This window comes from Bacillus sp. HSf4, assembly GCF_029537375.1.
Lineage (GTDB): Bacteria > Bacillota > Bacilli > Bacillales > Bacillaceae > Bacillus > Bacillus sonorensis_A.
The window spans coordinates 1385305-1404274 of the sequence record NZ_CP120679.1 but is presented as its reverse complement, the minus strand read 5'-3'; the positions used below and the strand labels follow the sequence as shown (position 1 = coordinate 1404274).

Here is an 18970-nt window from a genome sequence, read left to right as displayed (position 1 = left end):
TAGTTTATCGAATAAATGCGAGGGCAATTCCAAAGCCTCTGTGAACATCATATTCAGACGTTACTTTCATAACTTGCCACCGTTGACTTGATTTTTCCGCTTTTGTTGCAATACCACCATGTGCCTCGATAAAATCACCCGCCTTCACCGTTTCGTCACATCTTACATACACCTGTCCGACAAGTCCGACCACATTCCATTCTTCTCGATCCTTTCTAGATTTATATTCTTTTTCAGGACGGTAATCAGGGTTTTCTTTTGGAACCATAACCATTTCGCCGTCAGGGCCTTTTTGCAATTCATATACATATCCGCCAAACTCATTTTTGAGGTAGCGACCTGACCAATGAAAACTTGCTTCACCAAGGATAACGCCAGCGGTTTCTGAGATAGCGCCCAGCAGATGATCGCCTTTTTCAGCAGGTCTGATCTTATCTCCCTCAAGTGCGACAAGTGTGCCAGTCGGAATCCTTTTGCCCGTCAGGCTTTCGAAATACTCTCCGTAATCCGTGAAGGTTTGGGAACCGGTAATGCTTCCTGACGCTTTAATTGTGCCGTTTCTAGCATGTAATTCAATCTTTCTGTTCGATGTGGAAGGAGAATTGCCGGAAGCCCAACCCATAGCAACAGAATCAGAGTTTGGATTTATCGTATTGTATGAAGAAAGGACAGTCGATTGTGCAGCTCCATCAGCTCTTCCTCGGACTGAACCTGCCACAAAATTATTATTGCCGGTCGCATGGGACTCTCTTGAACCGATAATCCCGCTGCCCTTATGTTTAAATAGAAAATACGGGGTGACGACTCCACCAATTTTAAAATCTGTTTCATAGCCAGAAAAATCACAATTTGACACGTTCAAGTCGGGATCTACAGAATAAATTCCTATTGTTCCGGCATTGTTTTTCGGAGATCGCTGCCCCCATACATTCGAAACAACTGACTCGTACATCCCGCTTCCAAAAGCTACACCATATTTAGCAGAATCAATTAAAGTTACGCCATCGACCATTACTTTGCCGACAGAATTATCTCCTCCGACAATATACAAATCGTTGACTGCTGTTTTAAATCCTCTAATCGTAATGTTTTTCAAGCTGATTAAACGCCCTTTATAGAACACGCTGACAACCGGATTATCACCATAGTTAATGCTGCTATCATCACAAATCGCATGGAAATTTACAACACTGACTCCATCATATCCGGAAATTTGCAAAGCATTTGGCCCAGCACCTTTATAAAGGTCATTAGGTCTTGGATTGTAGGCAATACAATTTACAAGCTGTATGTCATGAGCTGAGGCAGACTGAGGCTCATCTGCTTTATGATGTCCTATATGCCTGATCGCATAACTAATTGCATTTTCAGAAGCACGACAGTTAACTAATTGTACACGCTTAGCCGCCGGTGCATAATCATGGGCTTTTATTTCAAAACCGCGAACTCCTCCGACAGCAATACAATTATCGATCATTACATCTTGAGAACCGTCGTCAATTTCAAAGCAGTTCGTATTTGAAGATCCGTCATTCAATCCCATAGGATGATAAGATAGGCAGTGGCTGAATGTCGTGTGCCGCCCAAAATGACATGTAAAATTATCATCTCCTGCCCCCGTTGCTTCGCAGTGAGAAAATGTGACAAAATTGCATCCATTGGGCTGGTAGTATGTCGGATCATCCTGTTCGCCGTGCCGGTTGTAATTCGGACTTGTTGAATCAAAGCCGTGAAGTCCGCCGTTTTTAGCAAACACATGCTCTACAAAAGAATAATCTACATTGGCAAAAAGCAAGCAGCTTGAGGTCGGACCTTTTGGGATTTTCCATCCCGCCGGTCTTGTATCCTTGTTCCAATCAAGTGTTAAGTGGCCGATATAAATATTTTCATTACCGTTTGTCCAATCGCTGTTGGTCAACACCGAGTTTTCGACCGGTGTGTCGTCCAACAATTTAATGATCGTTTTTTTCTTCCCTGAGCCGAGCAGCATCGTATCAGATGGGACATGCAATCCGGAGGTTCTGAAGACTCCGGCGGGAATGACTACTTTAAAGCCGCCTTCTCCCATAGCATCATGAAAAGCCTGAGTATCATCAGTTACTCCGTCTCCTTTTGCTCCAAAATCCATAACATTCCGTTCAATCAGGCTGTCAAATGTGTTTTCATAGATTTTAAGCCGTTCATTCAATCTTTCATTTGTCGAGCCTTCATCGTCAAGTACAGGGTCATTTTCACGTTCAATCAAATCAGAATTTACAGAAATTTTTTTGTCCGTTTCAAGGTTTTTGGATTTGTGAAATCCCAAATAAGATGTGTTGTTTTTTTTCAACTGTTCCGCCTCCATTTTTTTAGTTTAATACCTTTTCACCAATAGTTGGCAAACGTATGACACATCAAAATGCGACAACTTTTTGCTTCTCCTCAAAAATAAAAAGACGCAGAAGGCGTGTCTGCCTCTCTGCGTCTTTTTTATTAATCTAAAATTTGAACCTTAACGGTTTTGACGCCCCATTTCATTGCGTCTTGTTTATTTGGAATAAATACATCTATCTTATTTCCGTTAATGGCGCCTCCGGTATCTTCAGCCGTCGCTTCGCCATATCCTTCTACATATACTTTGGTACCAAGCGGAATGACGTCCGGATCGACCGCAATCACTTTCGCATCCTGGTTGGCATTCAAGTCGACTCCCGTTTTGGTGATGCCCGAGATCCCGCCGTCGTTTGCCGTATAGGCTGTCGCCGTAACAGTCAGTTCTTTATTCGTCTGCTCAGGCTGCTGTTCTGCAGCTTCTTGCTTCACCGGTGTTTGAAGAGCGGTGCTTTTTCCGTTTATGGCAATCGTATCACCGGCAAAAATCAAATCTGATTTGATATTGTTCCACTCACGCAGATCATTTACAGCAACACCAAAAGCTTGAGCAATGCGTGAGAGTGTATCACCGGATTTGACAGTGTACTGTTTCTGATCAGATTTTACTTCTTGAGAAGTAATGTTCAGCTTTTGACCTGGAACAATGAGGTCTGTTGAAAGCTGATTCCATTTTTTTAAGTCCTTGAGGTTCATCCCGTTCTCTTGAGATATCCCCCAGAGCGTGTCCCCTTTTTCAACTTCGATTTCTTTTGCCGAGGCATTTGCTCCGAATGCAGTCACAGACACCGCTGCGGCTGCAGCCAAGGACATGATTGTCTTCTTCATAAGTTTAAATCCTCCCTTGTTAGCTCTTTTGAAACTAACAGGGAAAATCGTAACATAGCAAAATGTCATCCCCATGACAGATTGATATGAATTTGATTACAGTTTGTTTACTGAAATAGTTTTATTTTTTGTAAAATTCGGTTTATTACACCCTCTACATCTCTTCTGCTCCCCGCCCGGTTTCAGCCTAAAGGATGATGTTTTTTTATCGTCAAAAAAGGGAAAGATACTAAAGAAGCTTCTATTTCGTAAGATTTCTCCCTCTGAATGGCGTGTTCTTTAAGGCGAAGGAAAAATTTTCTCGCAAACTACTTGTAATCTATCTGTAATTATTGTAACATTTGTAACATAAGAGAAACGTTGAAGGAGAGAAGAACAATGAAAAAGTTTTTGCTTTGTTTATTGGCTGCTTTATTAATCTTGCCCGTCGGTACAACGATTGCAGCGAAAAAACAAACATCAGGAGAGTTAACAAATCAAGAGGTATTGACGATGGCGCTCGAGGCCCGGGAGCATTTTTGGAATGCGATGAGCGGTCATAACCCTGAGGCTCAAAACTCAACCTGTGAAACAAAAATATTTGAATACCGCGGCATTCCTTATACGTACATGTGCAGCGAATTCAGCACAAAGGCAAAATTAACGGACTACTTGACACAGATCTTTACAAAAGACGCGATTGCCAAAGGCTTTGAAAAATACAACATCATCTCTTATAAAGGAAAAATGGCCGTCCCTGTCGGCGATGGAAGCAACCTTTTAGGATGGGAGAAATCTAAAATCAAGCTCGTTTCCAAAAAAGCCAATGTCCGCACATATGAGTTTGCCGTGCCCGCGCTTGACGGTTCAGTGACGGCAAAAAGAAAGATTACATTCGTCAAAGAACATAACAAGTGGAAAGTCGATCAGTTTGATGCTGCCATTTAGAAAAAAAGCCAATGTCTAAAATCCAGACATTGGCTTTTTCCGGTCTGTTACACTGTCAATTCAACAAAATTTCCATCCGGATCTTTAATGACGCTTTCATAATATCCGTCACCGGTGACGCGCGGCTTCCCGACAACCTGAAACCCGCTTTCTGCAAAACGTTCCGTCATCTCGTCAACCTTTTCGCGCGATCCCAAAGAGAATGCCATATGGGCATAGCCAGAAGCCGTCTCTTCCCCCTCGGCCAAGTCCGGACGCCTCATCAGTTCCAGACGCGTGCCCGATTGAAAGCGGATGAAATACGATTCAAACTGCTTTTTTGGATTGATGTATTTGTCGCTTGCCGTTCCGTGAAAAAATTCCGTGTAGAATGCTTTCATTTCTTCTAAATTCCTCGTCCAGATTGCGATATGTTCAATGTTCATTTTCCCTTCCCTCCCACTTGATATTACCATATATGAACACCCTCTATGATCTTTTAAATCTGTAAGTATTCATGAAAATCCCGATACAGATCAAAAAAGCGCCGGCCATGATGTTGTATGTGATCGGTTCGCGCAATTGCAGCCAGCCGAAGAAAAGGCCTAAAACAGGAACAAACATGAGCGCCATCGATGCTTTTGACGCTTCGATTTGGTTGAGAACCCAAAACCAGATAACAAATGTAAAGGCCGTGGAAAACAACCCGTTAAATAATAAAGATAAGACGGCTGCATTTGACCAGTGAAGCGAGTGAGTCGGCTCCAGAATGAAAGAGAAAATCAACAGGAAGACCGTCCCGATGAGCAGCTGCCAGGCATTCATATGAATCATATCCGTATTGTGAAATCTCAGTTTGCTGAAAACATTGGCAACAGCCCAGCTGAGTGCAGCTATGAGAACGCACAGCTCCCCGAATATGACGTTTTTTTCGAAATGAAGAATCTCTGTGCCAAAAATAAATAAAAGTCCGATAAAACCGGATATTAAACCAATCATTTTATAAACGTTGATTTTCTCGGTTAATCTAAAATGACTGATGACCGTTACAAAGATTGGCATCGTATACACGAGAACTGACGTTTTGCCGGAATCGACAAACTGCATGCCATATGTCAGCACCCCCATATACCCTAAACCCATCAAGAGGCCCATGACAAAATAGTTTTTGAGATTCTCTTTTCCGATCGCTCGCTTTTTCCCTTTGATAACGAGAATGATAAACAACGGAACCGCACCGATGAGTAAACGCAGCGCCGAAAACAAAACGGGGGGAATATCATGGATTGCGATTTTCATCGTTACCCACGTATAGCCCCAAATCAATGTTACTGAGATGATTCCCAAGATGACCTTGAACAAATCATTCAGCCTCCTTCCTTACGATGTACTGGTGCTCGCTTTCATCATATGCTATCTTTTTATATAACTGAAATACATTTTAATTATCGGAGGTATAACCTATTGGTTATGAACATGAATCATCTTCACATATTTGTGAAGGTCGCAGAGAAGATGAATTTTACCGAAGCTTCGAGAGAATTGTTTATTTCTCAGCCTGCCGTAAGCAAAGCGGTTAAAAACCTGGAAGATTCACTTCATTTGAAATTATTTATGAGAGATAAACAGAATGGCTTAATGCTGACTGAAACGGGAAAGGACATTTTGGTGCTGGCAAGACAAATGATCGGGATTGAAAGTAAAATCTATCAAACCGCCGATCAGAAACAAAAGCTGTTAAGCGGCAAAGTCAAAATCGGTTCGTTCCCTGCCGTGTCAACCAATATTTTGCCTGAGGCCATCGCTTTGTTCAGATCAAAATATCCGCTGATTGATATTGAATTAGTTGAAGGAACATCTGCGCAAATAAAAGAATGGGTGGGGGATCGATCGGTGGATTTCGGAATTGCGGCATCTCCGTTTGAACCGTTTGAACATCAATTGCTGTTGAGCGATTATATGGTAGCCGTCATTCCTGAAGCATATGCGAAATTAACAAAAGAACAATATATTGACTTAAAAAAATACGAGCATGACATCATTTTTTGTAAAGGCGGCCATGAGATCGCCCTGTCGAAAACATTTCAACAGCACGGGCTTGACGTAAAAGAGAATTTAACGGTACAACACGCCGATACATTAATGAAAATGGTCAAAAACAATCTGGGAATAGGGATTATATCAAACTTTACGCTTTCTTCTGTATCCCATGACCTGGCCGTAAAAGACATTACCCCTCGAATCAGCCGCGATATCGGCATCATTGCCCATGCATTTGCCGAGCTGACACCGGCGGCGCAGCAGTTCACGCAAGTCCTGAGCGAAGTCGGCTGCTTTGCAAAAACAAAATCGCCTTAGCATGCTAAGGCGATTTTGAAAGGATTCAATCATGAAAATTCGTGCCGTCGGTCGTTTCTTTAATAATGCCGGCGCGGATGACGAAATCTCCGAAATGCTCCCCTTCCTCGCGCTCTTTTGCATAGCGCGGAAGAATCGTGCGCAGTTCTTTTAAAATGTCTTCTTCTCCGATGTTTTCGCGGTACATCTTGCTCAGACGGCTGCCGTCAAAAGCGGCGCCGAGATACATGTTGTACTTGCCCGGAGCTTTTCCGATAAACCCGATCTCACCGAGGGCATGGCGGGCACAGCCGTTCGGGCAGCCTGTCATGCGGATCGTGATCTCTTCATTTTGCAGTCCGTTTTCTTCGATGATCTCATCGATCTTATCGATCAATGTCGGCAAGTAGCGTTCCGCTTCAGCCATCGCCAGTCCGCACGTCGGCAGTGCGACACACGCGATGGAACTGCGTCTCAGTGCTGTATAATGCTTGCCGTCGGTCAAACCGTATTGTTCGATCAATTCGTTGATCTTTTTCTTCTTTTGGCTTGATACGTTGGCAATGATCAAGTTTTGATTGGCGGTCAGACGGATATCGCCTGTATGGATTTTGGCGATCTCCCGCAAGCCGGTCATCAGCTTGTAATCTTCATAATCGGTGACACGGCCGCCTTCGATAAACATGGTAAAGTGCCACTTTCCTTTGACACCTTTCACCCAGCCGTAGCGGTCGCCGTTATGATCGAATTGATACGGCTTTGCTTCTCCAAGGCTCCAGCCGAGGCGGTTTTCCAGCTCGTTTTTGACCGTATCCAACCCGAGGCGGTCAACGGTGTACTTGAAGCGGGCGTTTTTGCGGACGGAGCGGTTTCCGTAGTCGCGCTGGATCGTTATCGTTTTTTCGGCGACATCATACAATTGTTCAGGCTTGCAGAAACCGATCACTTTAGCAAGCTGCGGATATGTCGCCTTGTCTCCATGGGTCATGCCCATGCCGCCGCCGATCGCCACGTTGAAGCCGATCAATTTGCCGTCTTCAACAATCGCGATAAAGCCGAGATCCTGTGAAAAGACATCGATATCATTTGACGGCGGAACGGCGATTCCGATTTTGAATTTCCGCGGCAGATATAGCGGTCCGTACATTGGCTCGACTTCTGTCTCAGGCGTTCCGGCGACTTTTTCTTCATCAAGCCAAATTTCATGGTACGCCCGTGTGCGCGGCAGCAAATCATCGCTCAATTTTTTCGACCATTCATACACTTCGGCATGGATCTCGGATTGATACGGATTTGAAGCGCACATCACATTACGGTTGACGTCCCCGCATGCTGCAATCGTATCCAGCAGAACCGAATTAATCTTCTGGATCGTTTTTTTCATATTCCATTTTAAAATGCCGTGCATTTGGAAGGTTTCCCTTGTCGTCAGCTTCAATGTTCCGTTGCCGTACTGATTGGCAAGCTCATCCATGACCAGCCATTGCTCAGGTGTCGCTACACCGCCCGGCATCCGCACGCGCAGCATGAACTGATAGGCAGGCTCAAGCTTTTGCTTTTGCCTCTCATTGCGGAGGTCACGGTCATCCTGCAAATAGCTGCCGTGGTGTTTCATCAGACGGTTGTCGTCATCGGAAATTCCGGAGCTGATCGGCTCAAGCATTGATTCCTTCAGGGTGCCGCGCAAATAGTTGCTTTCTTCCTTAATGCGCTCTACATCGCTTGGAGGGCCTTCCGGTGCCTTTAATATTTCGTTCCCCATGTTGAAAAAACCCCTTTCAATCAAAATCAGTATACATCGCGCTGATAACGTTTTTGCTTTTTCATCTCGGCAAGGTAAGCTTCCGCCTCTTCGCGGCTCATACCGCCTTCTTTTTCGATAATGTCGAGAAGTGCGCTGTGCACGTCTTTTGCCATGTTGTTTTTATCGCCGCAAATGTAGAATGCCGCTCCTTCTTGAAGCCATTCAAACAATTCCTTGCTGTGCTCAAGCATCCGGTGCTGTACATATACTTTTTCGTCGGTATCGCGCGAGAATGCGACATCCATTTTCGTCAGCACTCCGTCTTTCAGCCACTTTTGCCATTCTGTCTGATAGAGGAAATCGGTGACGAAATGCTGGTCGCCGAAGAACATCCACGATTTTCCTGCTGTTCCGGTCTCTTCGCGCTCCTGCATAAACGAGCGGAACGGTGCGACACCTGTACCAGGGCCAACCATGATGATCGGTGTCTCCGGATTCTCAGGCAGCTTAAAGTTTTTGTTTGGCTGAATAAAAATCGGCAGTGTATCGCCAGGCTGCAGGCGCTCTGCACATAAAATCGAGCAGACCCCTTTTCGGTCTCTGCCGTGCGTATTGTAGCGGACCGCGCCGATTGTCAGATGCACTTCATCCGGATTCGCCGCTAAGCTAGATGCGATCGAATAAAGGCGCGGCGGCATTTTCCGCAAAATCGAAACAAATTCCTGCGGAGGCGCGCCGATCGGACCGAAATCGCGGACAAAATCAAGCAGATCGCGGCCATCGATATACGCTTTTAATTTGTCTGCATGTTCCGCTGCGGCCAGCTCGCGCAGTTTTTCATGTCCTAAAAGTTCAGCCGCCTGCTGAATAAATTTCTTCGTTAATACTGTAATCTCAAAGGATGAAGTCAACGCTTCTTTGAGCGGCAGGCTTTCCCCCTGTTTGTCAACCGTGACCGTTTCATTCGGATCCCAATTCAGTTCGCTGAGCAGCATGTCAACAAGCTCAGGGTCATTTTCAGGAAAGATGCCGAGCGCATCGCCAGGTTCATATGTGAGGCCTGAGCCTTCAAGCGATAATTCGAGATGGCGCGTCTCTTTATTCGAGCCGCGGCCGTTTAAATTCAGATTTTCCAGAACCTCAGCTCGAAACGGATGTTTTCTTGAATAAACCGTTTCTCCCGCCTGCGGTGCAGGCGCTGTCTGGACCGGTGCGGCGCTTTCGGCCTGGCCCTGCGCTTCGCTTAAGCCGTTAAAAACGCCTTCGAGCCATTGAGCTGCAGCTTCATCAAAATCAACATCACAATCGACGCGCGGAGAAATTCTCGTTCCGCCGAGCTCAGCCAGCCGCTGATCAAATTCCTTGCCGGTCTGGCAGAAAAACTCATATGAGCTGTCTCCAAGCGCCAATACGGAAAAGCGGAGATCATCAAGCTTCGGAGCCCGTCTCCCATGAAGAAATTCATGGAATGACAGCGCGTTGTCAGGCGGCTCGCCTTCCCCGTGTGTACTGACGACAATCAACAGATTTTTCAGTTTTTTCAATTGATTTGGCTTAAAGTCGCTCATGGAGGAGACAGTGACTTGAAAACCTCGTCCTTCAAGCGATTTGCCCGCATTTTCCGCAACCCCCTGGGCATTGCCTGTCTGTGATCCGTACAGAATGGTCACTTCTTTTGAAACGGGCTGCGCCGTACTTGGGGCCGGGGCTTCAGCCGGAAGTGTTTCCAGCGCCGCCGCTGCATCGTTTGTCTGAGTAGCCGCCAAATATCCGCTCAGCCAAGCTTTTTGCGATGCTGTCAAAGTTGGCAGAAGGCGGTTAAGGAGCTCTGCCTGCTCCTGGTTAAAAGGACTGTTTAATACCTGAAGTTGCAACGATATCCACCTCACTAAGGATTAAAATGATGACTGATTTCTAAAGCGGAAAAAGGATTATCCTTATCATATATCGACTATTCCGATAAATCAAATCGGTTTTCGTGACGCAATTCAACTGCATTTGCCGTTTTTTGATTTCAAAAGAATTGTAAGCGCTCACTCCCCGCTCCCTCTTTGCCGCGTGTCATGATCCAGCTGGAAAACTGTACATTCGCTAAAAAAGATTCTAATTTAAAGTTTACTGGAATACTCAACATTAGTAAAATATATATTAATTATTACAGCTATTAATATTTTTAATAATAAGGCGGGGATGATTTTGTATTATGACGCGCTCAAAACATTTGTCACTCTGGCAGAAGTGAAAAACTTTACGAAAACGGCCGAGATTCTCCTCATGTCACAACCGAGCGTCAGCATGCACATCAAAAACCTGGAGAAAGAATTCCAGACAAAATTATTTGAACGGTCGCCGAAATATTTGAAGATCACCCCGACAGGTGAAATTTTATACGACCGCGCCAAACAAATGATTACGATTTATGAACAAACGAGACAGGATATCCTTGACCACCACAATTCCGTTAAAGGCGAGCTGAAGATCGGCGCAAGCTTCACAATCGGAGAGTATATTCTGCCGTCGCTTCTTTTTGATCTGCAAAAAGAATATCCCGAGCTCGAGCTTAAGGCGGTCATCGGCAACACGGAAGAAGTCGTGCAATCCGTCCGTATGTACAAAGTGGACATCGGTTTAATCGAGGGACAGACAAACGACAAAGAGCTGTCTGTAAACGCCTTTATGCAGGATGAACTGTTCATCGCTGCGTCAAGCAGCCACCCCCTTGCCGGTAAAGAAGAAGTGACAATGGCCGATCTCCAAAACCAGACATGGGTGACGCGGGAAGTCGGTTCTGGCACGCGCGAATACCTGAACCATGTGATCCGTTCAAACGGCTTAAAAGTGAAGTCGTTTCTGACGATCAGCAGCAATCAAGGAATCAAAGAAACGCTGATGACGGGCATCGGGCTTTCCCTCTTGTCGCAAAGCGTCATTGAAAGAGACGTGCAGCACGGAAATCTTTCGGTGATCAAGCTGAAAAACCAAACCTTTAACAGAACGCTTTCATATATATACTCTCCCATCATGCAGGATAAGAAAAATGTGAAGATTTTTATCAATGCGCTCAATAAAAGAACACATATGGAATAGGAGGATGTATTGAAGCAGTTTGCCCCAATGGCTGGCTGCTTCTTCATTGCTCTCAGATCACTAAAGATTCAGCAGGGAAATGATGATTGATGTCGAACTGTTGGGTATAGAAAGACTTGATTGGCAACGTTTTCTCAAGCACGATTTGAAAAACAGGAGGACGGCATGATTTCACTGAAAAACTATATCAGCCTGGTCAAACCCGGAATCATCATTTCCAATTCTATCGCCGCATTCGGCGGATTTTGGATCGCATGTATCAGTTCAGAAAAAGCGTTAGCCGGAGGCGCGTTTTTTATGGCCATGCTTTCGGCGATGGCGGGAACGGCGCTTGTCATGGCGGCCGGGACCGTGTATAACAATTACTTTGACAGGCATATCGATGCCAAAATGGAGCGCACGAAAAGTCGTGCATCTGCAGCCGGCAGATTGTCCCCGCGCTCGATCCTGGCATACGGCACCCTGCTGGGAGTCGCAGGACTCACATTGTTATGTACGCTCAATGTATTGACCGCTCTTCTCGGATTCGCCGCCTTTATTTTGTACGCGGTGATCTATACGGTCTGGTTTAAAAGGTCATCGGTATGGAGCACATTTGTCGGCAGTTTTCCCGGAGCGGCACTGCCTTTAATGGGATATTGCGCCGCTGTGGGACATGTTGACATGACGGCGCTTATTTTATATGCCATTATGTTTTTATGGCAGCCTCCGCACTTTTGGGCGATCGGCATTACCCGCAAGGAAGAATACCGAGCAGCGGGAGTGCCGCTTCTTCCGGTCGTCAAAGGCAACCATATGACAAAAGTGAGCATGATCAGATACATCATTCTGCTTGTGCCTGTCACGCTTTTATTGTATTTCTACGTCGGCCTTGACCGCCTGAGCCCGCTCTATTTTATATCCGCTCTAATCCTCGGCTTTATCTGGATTTATAAAAGCTGCCAGGGGTTCAAAGCAGAGAACGATATCAAGTGGTCCAAAAGCATGTTTCAATATTCGCTCGTTTATTTTTGTCTCCTGTTTTCGATCATGATTGTCGACACCTTCATGATGGCGTTTATCTTTAGAGGATAATCCATTAAAAGTTAAAGATTAACGAAAATTGAACCCGATGGCTTCATCGGGTTCAATAGGGATCCTGCTCTCCAGGTTCGGAAAAAGCATTTATTGATAGTCAACCCAGGCTGCCCCCTGGTCTGCTGACCGCACACAGTTCTCCACCCAGCGAACGCCTTCAACTCCCGCCTCAATTCCCGGGTACCAAACATCGTTGAAAGCTTCTCCGCGGTCCGCTTTCTCCATGGCCTTTGCAAAGCGGGCATACAGATTGGACCACGATTCAAACAATCCCTCTGAATGACCTGCTGCTATCCGGTCGTCTCGAAGCGCCTCTGAGTACAGGTAATCCATCCCCCGGTCTAAAGTCATCGCCGGTCTCCCCTGCACTTCATACCTCAGCTGGTTAGGATGTTCATCCCACCATTCGATGCTTGCTTTAGAACCGATGACGCGAATTTTTTGTCCGTGCATGCTTCCAGCATTCACACAAGAACACCAGATCATCGCCATGGCGCCGTTTTCATATTCCATGATTGTAAAAGCATTGTCCTCCAGCGGTGAGCGGCTCTTCACAAAGCTTTGGCGGGAACACATCAGTTTTTTAATTTTAAAGTTTGGAAGCATCACCTCAGACAAAAACAACGGATGCGTACCTAAATCTCCCAGCACATAGCTGGGGCCGGCCACTTTCGGATCCACCCGCCATTTCGTACTGGCGTTATCGTTTTCTACAGGAGCGGAATGGAATCCGTGGGCAAATTGCATGTTGACAATGCGAATATCGCCTAAATCGCCATTTTCAATCATTCGGCGCGCCTGTTCAATCATCTGGTGTCCTGAATAGCCATATGTAATGCCGACGACTCGTTCTTTTTCCTTCGCCAGTTTTTCCAGTTCCATAGCTTCTTGCGTCGTAAAGCAAAGAGGCTTTTCACAGATGACATGTAATCCGGCATTTAAAGCCGCTTTTGTGATTTCATAATGGGTGCTGTTGGGTGTTGCAATGGACACAGCTTGAATGCCGTCTTCACGCTTCCCTTCTTCATGAAACATGGTTTGATCATTTGGATAGCACCGCTTCGGATCAACGTGCAAATTCACACCGAAGTCTCTCCCCCGGTCCGGATCAATGTCAAATGATCCGGCAACCAATTGAAAATGATGATCGCGCAGGGCGGCCGAGCGGTGAATGTAGCCGATTTGGCTTCCGCGTCCGCCGCCGACCATCGCCCAGCGTATCGGTTTTTCAAGATTTTTTTCCCCATTTATCATCGTTTGATTTCCCCTTTTTTAAAACAAATCTAGAATCCGGCGCGTTTTAAATAGTCAACGCTTTGTTTGACATCGCACAGACTCGCATCCGCGTTTCTCGGGTCGCGCTCCTGTTCAATGGTGATATACCCGTGGTAATCGAACTCTTTTAATAATCGATAAATCGATTTATAGTCAATGACCCCCTGTCCGATCGGGCACATGACACCTTTGGCACAGGCATCAAAAAACCGAATGCGCTCCCTCATCACTTCTTGATAAACATCGATGTCAATGTCTTTAAAATGGATGTAATCCAATCGGTCGAAGAACTTCCCGAGCCAGTTTACGGGGTCCATTTTTGAATAATATAAGTGTCCCGTATCAAGGCAAAGTCCTGCTGTTTCATAAGGAATGTCGTCCATCAGCTTCTTGATCTCATCGGCAAATTCGATATAGCCGCCGGCGTGCGGATGGATGACCGGTCTTACACCATACTTGTTCCACGCTCGTTCTGAAAGGGCCCGAATATGTTTCATCATATTGTCCCAATCCTGTGCGGACAGCCTTTTCCCCCGATCCGGGTGCCCGGCTTGGTAATCCCTTTCACGATGCCCCCAGTCAATCAATACCAAAAAAGGCGGCGAATATCGTTTCCCTTTCAAGCGGGGTTTGGGCAGTTGGGTGATAAAGGAACAGATCTCATCAGCCTGATCCAATAACTTTTCCAGATTAGACTCTGACACGAGATCGTCAAAGATCGTACCCGCGATGATCGTCAAATGATGTTTGGCAAGCACTCTCTGCACTCTCCCGATATCCATCGGTATATATCCGTACGGCCCTAATTCGATTCCATCGTATCCCGCTTGTGATGCTTCCTGCAGCACTTTTTCCCATGGAGGGTTATAGGGGTTCGTTGGATCATCAACACCCCAGCAGCAAGGAGCTCCTGCTAAGTAAAACAGCTTCATCACCTCCAACACCTATATGCTTTATTATAGTTTCAGAGGTGATAAAGCGCTTTCATAATCTTGTTGAATTTCAGCCGTTTTTTCTTTTTCATTCCATAAAACTTTCACTATCTTGTTTTGAAGAAAAAATAGACTAGCTTTCTTTTTTTCTCCATAGCTGACGGTATTTTTTTGGAGAAACCCCGACGATTTTAGAAAAAAGGGTCGCAAAATAACTGGCATTATCATAACCGACCATCCCGGCAATTTTTGTGATATGATCACTTGTGTTGATCAGCAGTGACTGCGCCTCTCCGATTCGGCGCCGGATCATATATTGAATAGGAGAAAAACCGGTCGAATTTTTGAATACATGAACCAGATAATAAGAACTGACATGAAATTGTTCAGAAAGGAGACGCAGTGTAATGTCTTCGAGGTAATGCTCATCAATGTAAGTTTTGATGGCGTTTGCCAATTGCGAATCTTCTGTTTTTAATAAACCTTCATTTTCCTGGGGAATTTGCATAATGAGTGTGATCAGCGTACGAAGCAGGTAGCTGCAAATTTCCTCGGCCCCGGACTTTTCCTCGGAAATTTGCCAGTACATCATCTCCAGCAATGATTCTATATGTGCAGCATATTCCCTGCTATGCAGCACATATGAATGGTCTTTTGGGATCAGATGATTTCTCGGCAGCCCGGGAAGCTTCACATTTGTGATTCCGCAGCAAAAAGTGCTCATATTCGTATCCGGAACGGCAAACTCATCGTGAAGGACACCTTTGTTATATATTAAAATATCACCTTTTTTTGTATGATAATGCCGGTCGCCAATGATGTGGCTGCCGCTTCCCTCTTTTATATAAATGATTTCCATCAAATCATGATGCATATGCATCGTTCGGGGCATTTTTGTGTGGGTGCCGTCAACTTTGCTGATATAAAGCAATTCAGGAATTGAATCGCTTTCAAAACTTGATTGTATGCCTTTTTTAACGAAATATTGAGTCATGATGGATCCTCCTGATCATTTCGTTTGATTTGCTGCCTCTGTAACAAGTGAAGCCGATCACATAAAACACCAATGAAGAGTTCATCGGTGTTTTGACCGTAAACCTTATGAAACGTCAATCTTCTTGATGATTCTTGCCGGATTCCCGCCAACAACAGCATCATTCGGCACATCCTTTGTCACGACCGCACCGGAAGCAATAACGGCATTGTCACCGATTGTAACACCCGGATTGATCACGGCCCTGCCGCCGATCCATACGCGATGGCCGATGACTACCGGACTTCCCGACTCCGCACCGCTCATTCTTTCAGTCGGGTCAAGCGGATGCATGGCTGTATAGATGTGAACACCAGGCCCCATTAAACAGTGATCACCGATTCTGATTTCACAAACATCGAGAAATACACAGTCAAAGTTGGCAAAGAAATGTTCACCGACATGGATGTTATAGCCGTAATCACAGCGGAATGACGGTTCGATGTGAATCGTGCTTCCTGTTGACCCGAACAGCTCTTTGATCAGCTCCGCCTTTCTATGTTCATCCAGTTCTGCATGCTGATTGAACTGGTTCGTAATTCTGCGGGCGTTCTGCCTATCTTTGACCAGAATTGGATCAGCTGCATGATAAAGCTTTCCTTGCAGCATTTTTTCTTTTTCAGATTTCATCTCTATGCCCTCTTTTCAAAAATAAAACCATCTTTAGAGCTTGGCTTCGACTCTTTTTACTCATCTAACAACCCTTTTACATTCTTGTCATACAGCTTTTTTAAAAGCGCGTTTATTTTTCTGGCTTGATCTTCCGGAATCAATTCTTTCCCCTCAAGCGAATAATTTGTATCTGCAAACAGATGGGCCATCATGTCGGTGCAATCTTCATGAAGTCTCACCAATTCCCGGCGCTCTTCTTTTGAAATTGTTCCATCCAGCATTTTTGCCATTAATTCCTTTAACCTGTAGATATGCGTTTGAAAAATTAACCCTTTGACCGTAGACGGGCTGTCTGCCATGTTTAATCCATCCTTTTCCGCATTGTTTTTCATCCAATCATCAAAGCTGACACCTTCTTGTCAACTTCCAAAACTCACAATTGATCCCCTCGGAAATTGTATGTTTTCCAGACTCTATGTATAAAGATATCATACGAACGATAAAAAGGAAAAAAATTCTTTTTAGACCTGTTGCTTCGACCCGATTTAGGAAACGTCTGCTTTCGCGAATGGATGCCCTGTTTTCTTAGAAAGCAAAACCGCAAAACATATTTATAGACTTGGCAACGTCACAAGGAACATGAAAATGAATGAAAACCGCTTTTGATCATTGATTTCGCAAACCAGTTTGATAACAAAAAAATAGCCAAACAGAGGATGATAAGCGTGTCAATCATTTGGAAAGATGAACATCGTCTCCCCCTCTGGTGCTTGCTGTATCTTGTTATTTTCATTATCATTTACGGAAATCCGGCTGGCTGAAAAAGTTCCAGCCGTTTGCTTACGATTTTAAGCTTTTTAAAAGGATGAACAAAAAAATCAAAAAAACAGTTGACGAATTGATTAAACCCACATATAATAGAACTTGTCAGTAAGACAAATACCCAGTGTTACATACCATGATTCCGTAGCTCAGCTGGGAGAGCGCTACCTTGACAGGGTAGAGGTCGCTGGTTCGAGCCCAGTCGGAATCATACCGAATCGAAACGGCAGGAAAACGTTGATATTCAACGGATTTTCTGCCGTTTTTGCGTTTAATTTTTTTCTTCAATACTCCTCTATCCCACCTCATCATTCTAACAAAAAACAGCCTCAGTGTTTGAAAGAGTTATGGTAAAATATTCTTTGTACAAAGTTTGGGCTCACTCAAGGGAAGCTGGCTCATCCCCTATGAAAGGGGGTGATGCTTATGACAACATACGAAACAATCTCGCTAATGATTGCTTTTGGCATGTTAATTGCCGTGTTGTCGAAGAAAGAAAAATAGACTTCCCTTGAGCCCTGGTAAAGTTCATAGGGAAAGTCTATTTTAAAATGACTGAGCCAAGCCCTTGTTGGGCCGCTTTGTACACGCGACTCGACTGTTGGCGCAGTCGGGTCTTTTTTATTTTATGCATTTCTTAAAGGAGAAATACATCTGGCGCGCTTTTCATTTTGAAATGCATCACGCCGCGGAAGATTATAAATCGTCTATATTCAAATTCATATTAGCAATTTTAACCCACTAAATCAACTATAAACTAGTTTCATGAATAAAACCTTTAAAACCAATTCGAATTCTCCCGCAAGGTGCTCCTTCTTTCAACATTTCCAAAAATCTCGTCAAAGTTTTTTTCGCGAAACTGACGTTTTATTTTGGGGATTTTTAAACAACAGCAATTGCAGCTCTGAATCATAAAATAAATAACAATGAGGGTAACCGCATTGTTATTTAGCTTTGCCTGCTATTGTTTTCTTAGTCTTCCGAGTTTTGACTAACGAGGCTGCCCCTATGACTCCTGCATCATTTCCTAACTGCGCTAGTTTAATTTTTGTACTGGTTCGGACATGTGGATAGGAAAATTCATGGAAGTATTCCTCTATTCCCTTTAGAAGGGTTTCTCCTACAGCGGATACGCCGCCTCCAATCACAATTGCATCAGGATTCAACAAGTTCCCGATGTTCCCGCAAGCAAATCCTAAGTAAAAATAAAATTTATTTACTGCCATGAGTGCTAATTTGTCATCTTGTTTTGCTTGGTCAAAAACAATCTTAGCCGTTACTTCCTGACCGTCATCAATTAACCATTTCAGCTTTGATTCACCAGCAAATTCTTCTGATAAATCCCGCGCTAATCGAACCACACCTGTTCCACTAGCTACGGTTTCCAAACAACCGCGATTGCCGCATGTACATGGATAACCATCATGATCCACAATCATATGGCCTATTTCTCCTGCAGCCCCTTTTCCATGAATTAAGTGGCCTTCAACAATCACACCTCCGCCAACACCTGTGCCAAGCGTAATAAAGACTAAATTGGCACAACCTTCACCCGCCCCCTTCCAACGCTCTCCTAATGCGGCGACATTCGCATCATTATCGATGCAGAAAGGAATTCCGGTTCCAGCTTCAACCTTTTCTTTAACTGGCTGCAGCGTTTTCCAGCCTAAATTAAATGCCCCACTAACAGTTCCTTTTTCGATATCGACGGCTCCAGGTGAACCCATACCGATACCTAAAAAATCATCAGCCGACAGACCGTATAAATTTAACCGGTGATTAATGGAATGAATAATCTCGGGAATAATATTCTCCCCTTTATTTTGAACATCTGTTTCCATGCTCCACTTTTGTTGAATCCCCCCTTCTGCCGTGAGAATAGCAAATTTTACGGTAGTGCCGCCTAAATCAATTCCGATTAATTTTTTCATCTTTTTTCCTTCCTTA

General features: G+C 44.6%; 17 protein-coding genes and 1 tRNA gene. 6 read left to right on the top strand and 12 right to left on the bottom strand.

From position 1 onward, the window contains the following. Positions 1–4 precede the first annotated feature (4 nt). The gene (locus tag P3X63_RS07145) at positions 5–2329 is read right to left on the bottom strand and encodes a peptidase G2 autoproteolytic cleavage domain-containing protein (RefSeq protein WP_277692657.1); all 2325 of its coding nucleotides are present in this window, start codon (positions 2327–2329) and stop codon (positions 5–7) included. Positions 2330–2472: 143 nt separating this feature from the next. Next, complete coding sequence (locus tag P3X63_RS07140) at positions 2473–3198, bottom strand: LysM peptidoglycan-binding and 3D domain-containing protein (RefSeq protein ID WP_026586571.1); 726 nt, start codon at positions 3196–3198, stop codon at positions 2473–2475. 378 nt (positions 3199–3576) lie between these two features. On the opposite strand from P3X63_RS07140, the gene P3X63_RS07135 reads away from it, so the two are divergent. Beyond that, positions 3577–4125 (top strand): IseA DL-endopeptidase inhibitor family protein, encoded by a 549-nt coding sequence (locus P3X63_RS07135; protein WP_026586570.1) that lies wholly within the window; start codon positions 3577–3579, stop codon positions 4123–4125. 47 nt (positions 4126–4172) lie between these two features. On the opposite strand, the gene P3X63_RS07130 is transcribed toward P3X63_RS07135, so the two are convergent. Both P3X63_RS07130 and P3X63_RS07125 read right to left on the bottom strand, forming a co-directional pair. Continuing rightward, on the bottom strand, positions 4173–4550 hold the full coding sequence (locus P3X63_RS07130) for a VOC family protein (protein WP_077737013.1): 378 nt from the start codon (positions 4548–4550) through the stop codon (positions 4173–4175). Positions 4551–4593: 43 nt separating this feature from the next. Continuing rightward, on the bottom strand, positions 4594–5466 hold the full coding sequence (locus tag P3X63_RS07125; RefSeq protein WP_277692656.1) for a DMT family transporter: 873 nt from the start codon (positions 5464–5466) through the stop codon (positions 4594–4596). 102 nt (positions 5467–5568) lie between these two features. Between P3X63_RS07125 and P3X63_RS07120 the strand changes: the two genes are divergently transcribed. Continuing rightward, positions 5569–6462, top strand: a complete 894-nt coding sequence (locus tag P3X63_RS07120) for a LysR family transcriptional regulator (RefSeq protein ID WP_077737015.1) — start codon at positions 5569–5571, stop codon at positions 6460–6462. Between the two features lie 25 nt (positions 6463–6487). Here P3X63_RS07120 and cysI read toward each other — a convergent pair whose 3' ends face one another. Continuing rightward, the gene (gene cysI / locus P3X63_RS07115; protein WP_026586566.1) at positions 6488–8203 is read right to left on the bottom strand and encodes an assimilatory sulfite reductase (NADPH) hemoprotein subunit; all 1716 of its coding nucleotides are present in this window, start codon (positions 8201–8203) and stop codon (positions 6488–6490) included. 26 nt (positions 8204–8229) lie between these two features. Then, the gene (locus tag P3X63_RS07110) at positions 8230–10059 is read right to left on the bottom strand and encodes an assimilatory sulfite reductase (NADPH) flavoprotein subunit (RefSeq protein ID WP_026586565.1); all 1830 of its coding nucleotides are present in this window, start codon (positions 10057–10059) and stop codon (positions 8230–8232) included. 322 nt (positions 10060–10381) lie between these two features. Between P3X63_RS07110 and P3X63_RS07105 the strand changes: the two genes are divergently transcribed. Continuing rightward, a complete protein-coding gene (locus tag P3X63_RS07105; RefSeq protein WP_026586564.1) occupies positions 10382–11272 on the top strand; it encodes a LysR family transcriptional regulator in 891 nt (296 codons plus the stop codon). A gap of 165 nt (positions 11273–11437) precedes the next feature. Then, on the top strand, positions 11438–12346 hold the full coding sequence (cyoE, locus tag P3X63_RS07100) for a heme o synthase (RefSeq protein WP_277692655.1): 909 nt from the start codon (positions 11438–11440) through the stop codon (positions 12344–12346). A 90-nt stretch (positions 12347–12436) separates the two neighbouring features. Here cyoE and P3X63_RS07095 read toward each other — a convergent pair whose 3' ends face one another. From P3X63_RS07095 to P3X63_RS07075, 5 genes are all read right to left on the bottom strand, one after another. Next, complete coding sequence (locus tag P3X63_RS07095; protein WP_277692654.1) at positions 12437–13603, bottom strand: Gfo/Idh/MocA family protein; 1167 nt, start codon at positions 13601–13603, stop codon at positions 12437–12439. A gap of 29 nt (positions 13604–13632) precedes the next feature. Beyond that, complete coding sequence (locus tag P3X63_RS07090; RefSeq protein WP_277692653.1) at positions 13633–14556, bottom strand: sugar phosphate isomerase/epimerase family protein; 924 nt, start codon at positions 14554–14556, stop codon at positions 13633–13635. Between the two features lie 133 nt (positions 14557–14689). Continuing rightward, a complete protein-coding gene (locus P3X63_RS07085) occupies positions 14690–15550 on the bottom strand; it encodes a helix-turn-helix transcriptional regulator (RefSeq protein ID WP_077737019.1) in 861 nt (286 codons plus the stop codon). 105 nt (positions 15551–15655) lie between these two features. Continuing rightward, the gene (locus tag P3X63_RS07080) at positions 15656–16219 is read right to left on the bottom strand and encodes a sugar O-acetyltransferase (protein ID WP_277692652.1); all 564 of its coding nucleotides are present in this window, start codon (positions 16217–16219) and stop codon (positions 15656–15658) included. Between the two features lie 56 nt (positions 16220–16275). Next, complete coding sequence (locus tag P3X63_RS07075; protein ID WP_026586558.1) at positions 16276–16560, bottom strand: hypothetical protein; 285 nt, start codon at positions 16558–16560, stop codon at positions 16276–16278. A 601-nt stretch (positions 16561–17161) separates the two neighbouring features. Between P3X63_RS07075 and P3X63_RS07070 the strand changes: the two genes are divergently transcribed. Further along, positions 17162–17234: transfer RNA gene (locus tag P3X63_RS07070), tRNA-Val, on the top strand. A 209-nt stretch (positions 17235–17443) separates the two neighbouring features. Continuing rightward, the gene (locus P3X63_RS07065) at positions 17444–17527 is read left to right on the top strand and encodes a putative holin-like toxin (protein ID WP_016886607.1); all 84 of its coding nucleotides are present in this window, start codon (positions 17444–17446) and stop codon (positions 17525–17527) included. Between the two features lie 440 nt (positions 17528–17967). Here P3X63_RS07065 and P3X63_RS07060 read toward each other — a convergent pair whose 3' ends face one another. Continuing rightward, positions 17968–18954, bottom strand: coding sequence for an ROK family glucokinase (locus P3X63_RS07060; RefSeq protein ID WP_051290350.1), 987 nt, complete (start codon positions 18952–18954; stop codon positions 17968–17970). Positions 18955–18970: the final 16 nt, after the last annotated feature.

Excerpts from the sequence above, each read along its gene's own strand:
- P3X63_RS07060 (WP_051290350.1), bottom strand. The coding sequence starts at position 18,954 with ATGAAAAAATTAATCGGAATTGATTTAGGCGGCACTACCGTAAAATTT.
- P3X63_RS07085 (WP_077737019.1), bottom strand. The coding sequence starts at position 15,550 with ATGACTCAATATTTCGTTAAAAAAGGCATACAATCAAGTTTTGAAAGC.
- P3X63_RS07075 (WP_026586558.1), bottom strand. The coding sequence starts at position 16,560 with ATGGCAGACAGCCCGTCTACGGTCAAAGGGTTAATTTTTCAAACGCAT.
- P3X63_RS07140 (WP_026586571.1), bottom strand. The coding sequence starts at position 3,198 with ATGAAGAAGACAATCATGTCCTTGGCTGCAGCCGCAGCGGTGTCTGTG.
- cyoE (WP_277692655.1), top strand. The coding sequence starts at position 11,438 with ATGATTTCACTGAAAAACTATATCAGCCTGGTCAAACCCGGAATCATC.
- P3X63_RS07065 (WP_016886607.1), top strand. The coding sequence starts at position 17,444 with ATGCTTATGACAACATACGAAACAATCTCGCTAATGATTGCTTTTGGC.
- P3X63_RS07090 (WP_277692653.1), bottom strand. The coding sequence starts at position 14,556 with ATGAAGCTGTTTTACTTAGCAGGAGCTCCTTGCTGCTGGGGTGTTGAT.
- P3X63_RS07135 (WP_026586570.1), top strand. The coding sequence starts at position 3,577 with ATGAAAAAGTTTTTGCTTTGTTTATTGGCTGCTTTATTAATCTTGCCC.
- P3X63_RS07080 (WP_277692652.1), bottom strand. The coding sequence starts at position 16,219 with ATGAAATCTGAAAAAGAAAAAATGCTGCAAGGAAAGCTTTATCATGCA.
- cysI (WP_026586566.1), bottom strand. The coding sequence starts at position 8,203 with ATGGGGAACGAAATATTAAAGGCACCGGAAGGCCCTCCAAGCGATGTA.
- P3X63_RS07130 (WP_077737013.1), bottom strand. The coding sequence starts at position 4,550 with ATGAACATTGAACATATCGCAATCTGGACGAGGAATTTAGAAGAAATG.
- P3X63_RS07095 (WP_277692654.1), bottom strand. The coding sequence starts at position 13,603 with ATGATAAATGGGGAAAAAAATCTTGAAAAACCGATACGCTGGGCGATG.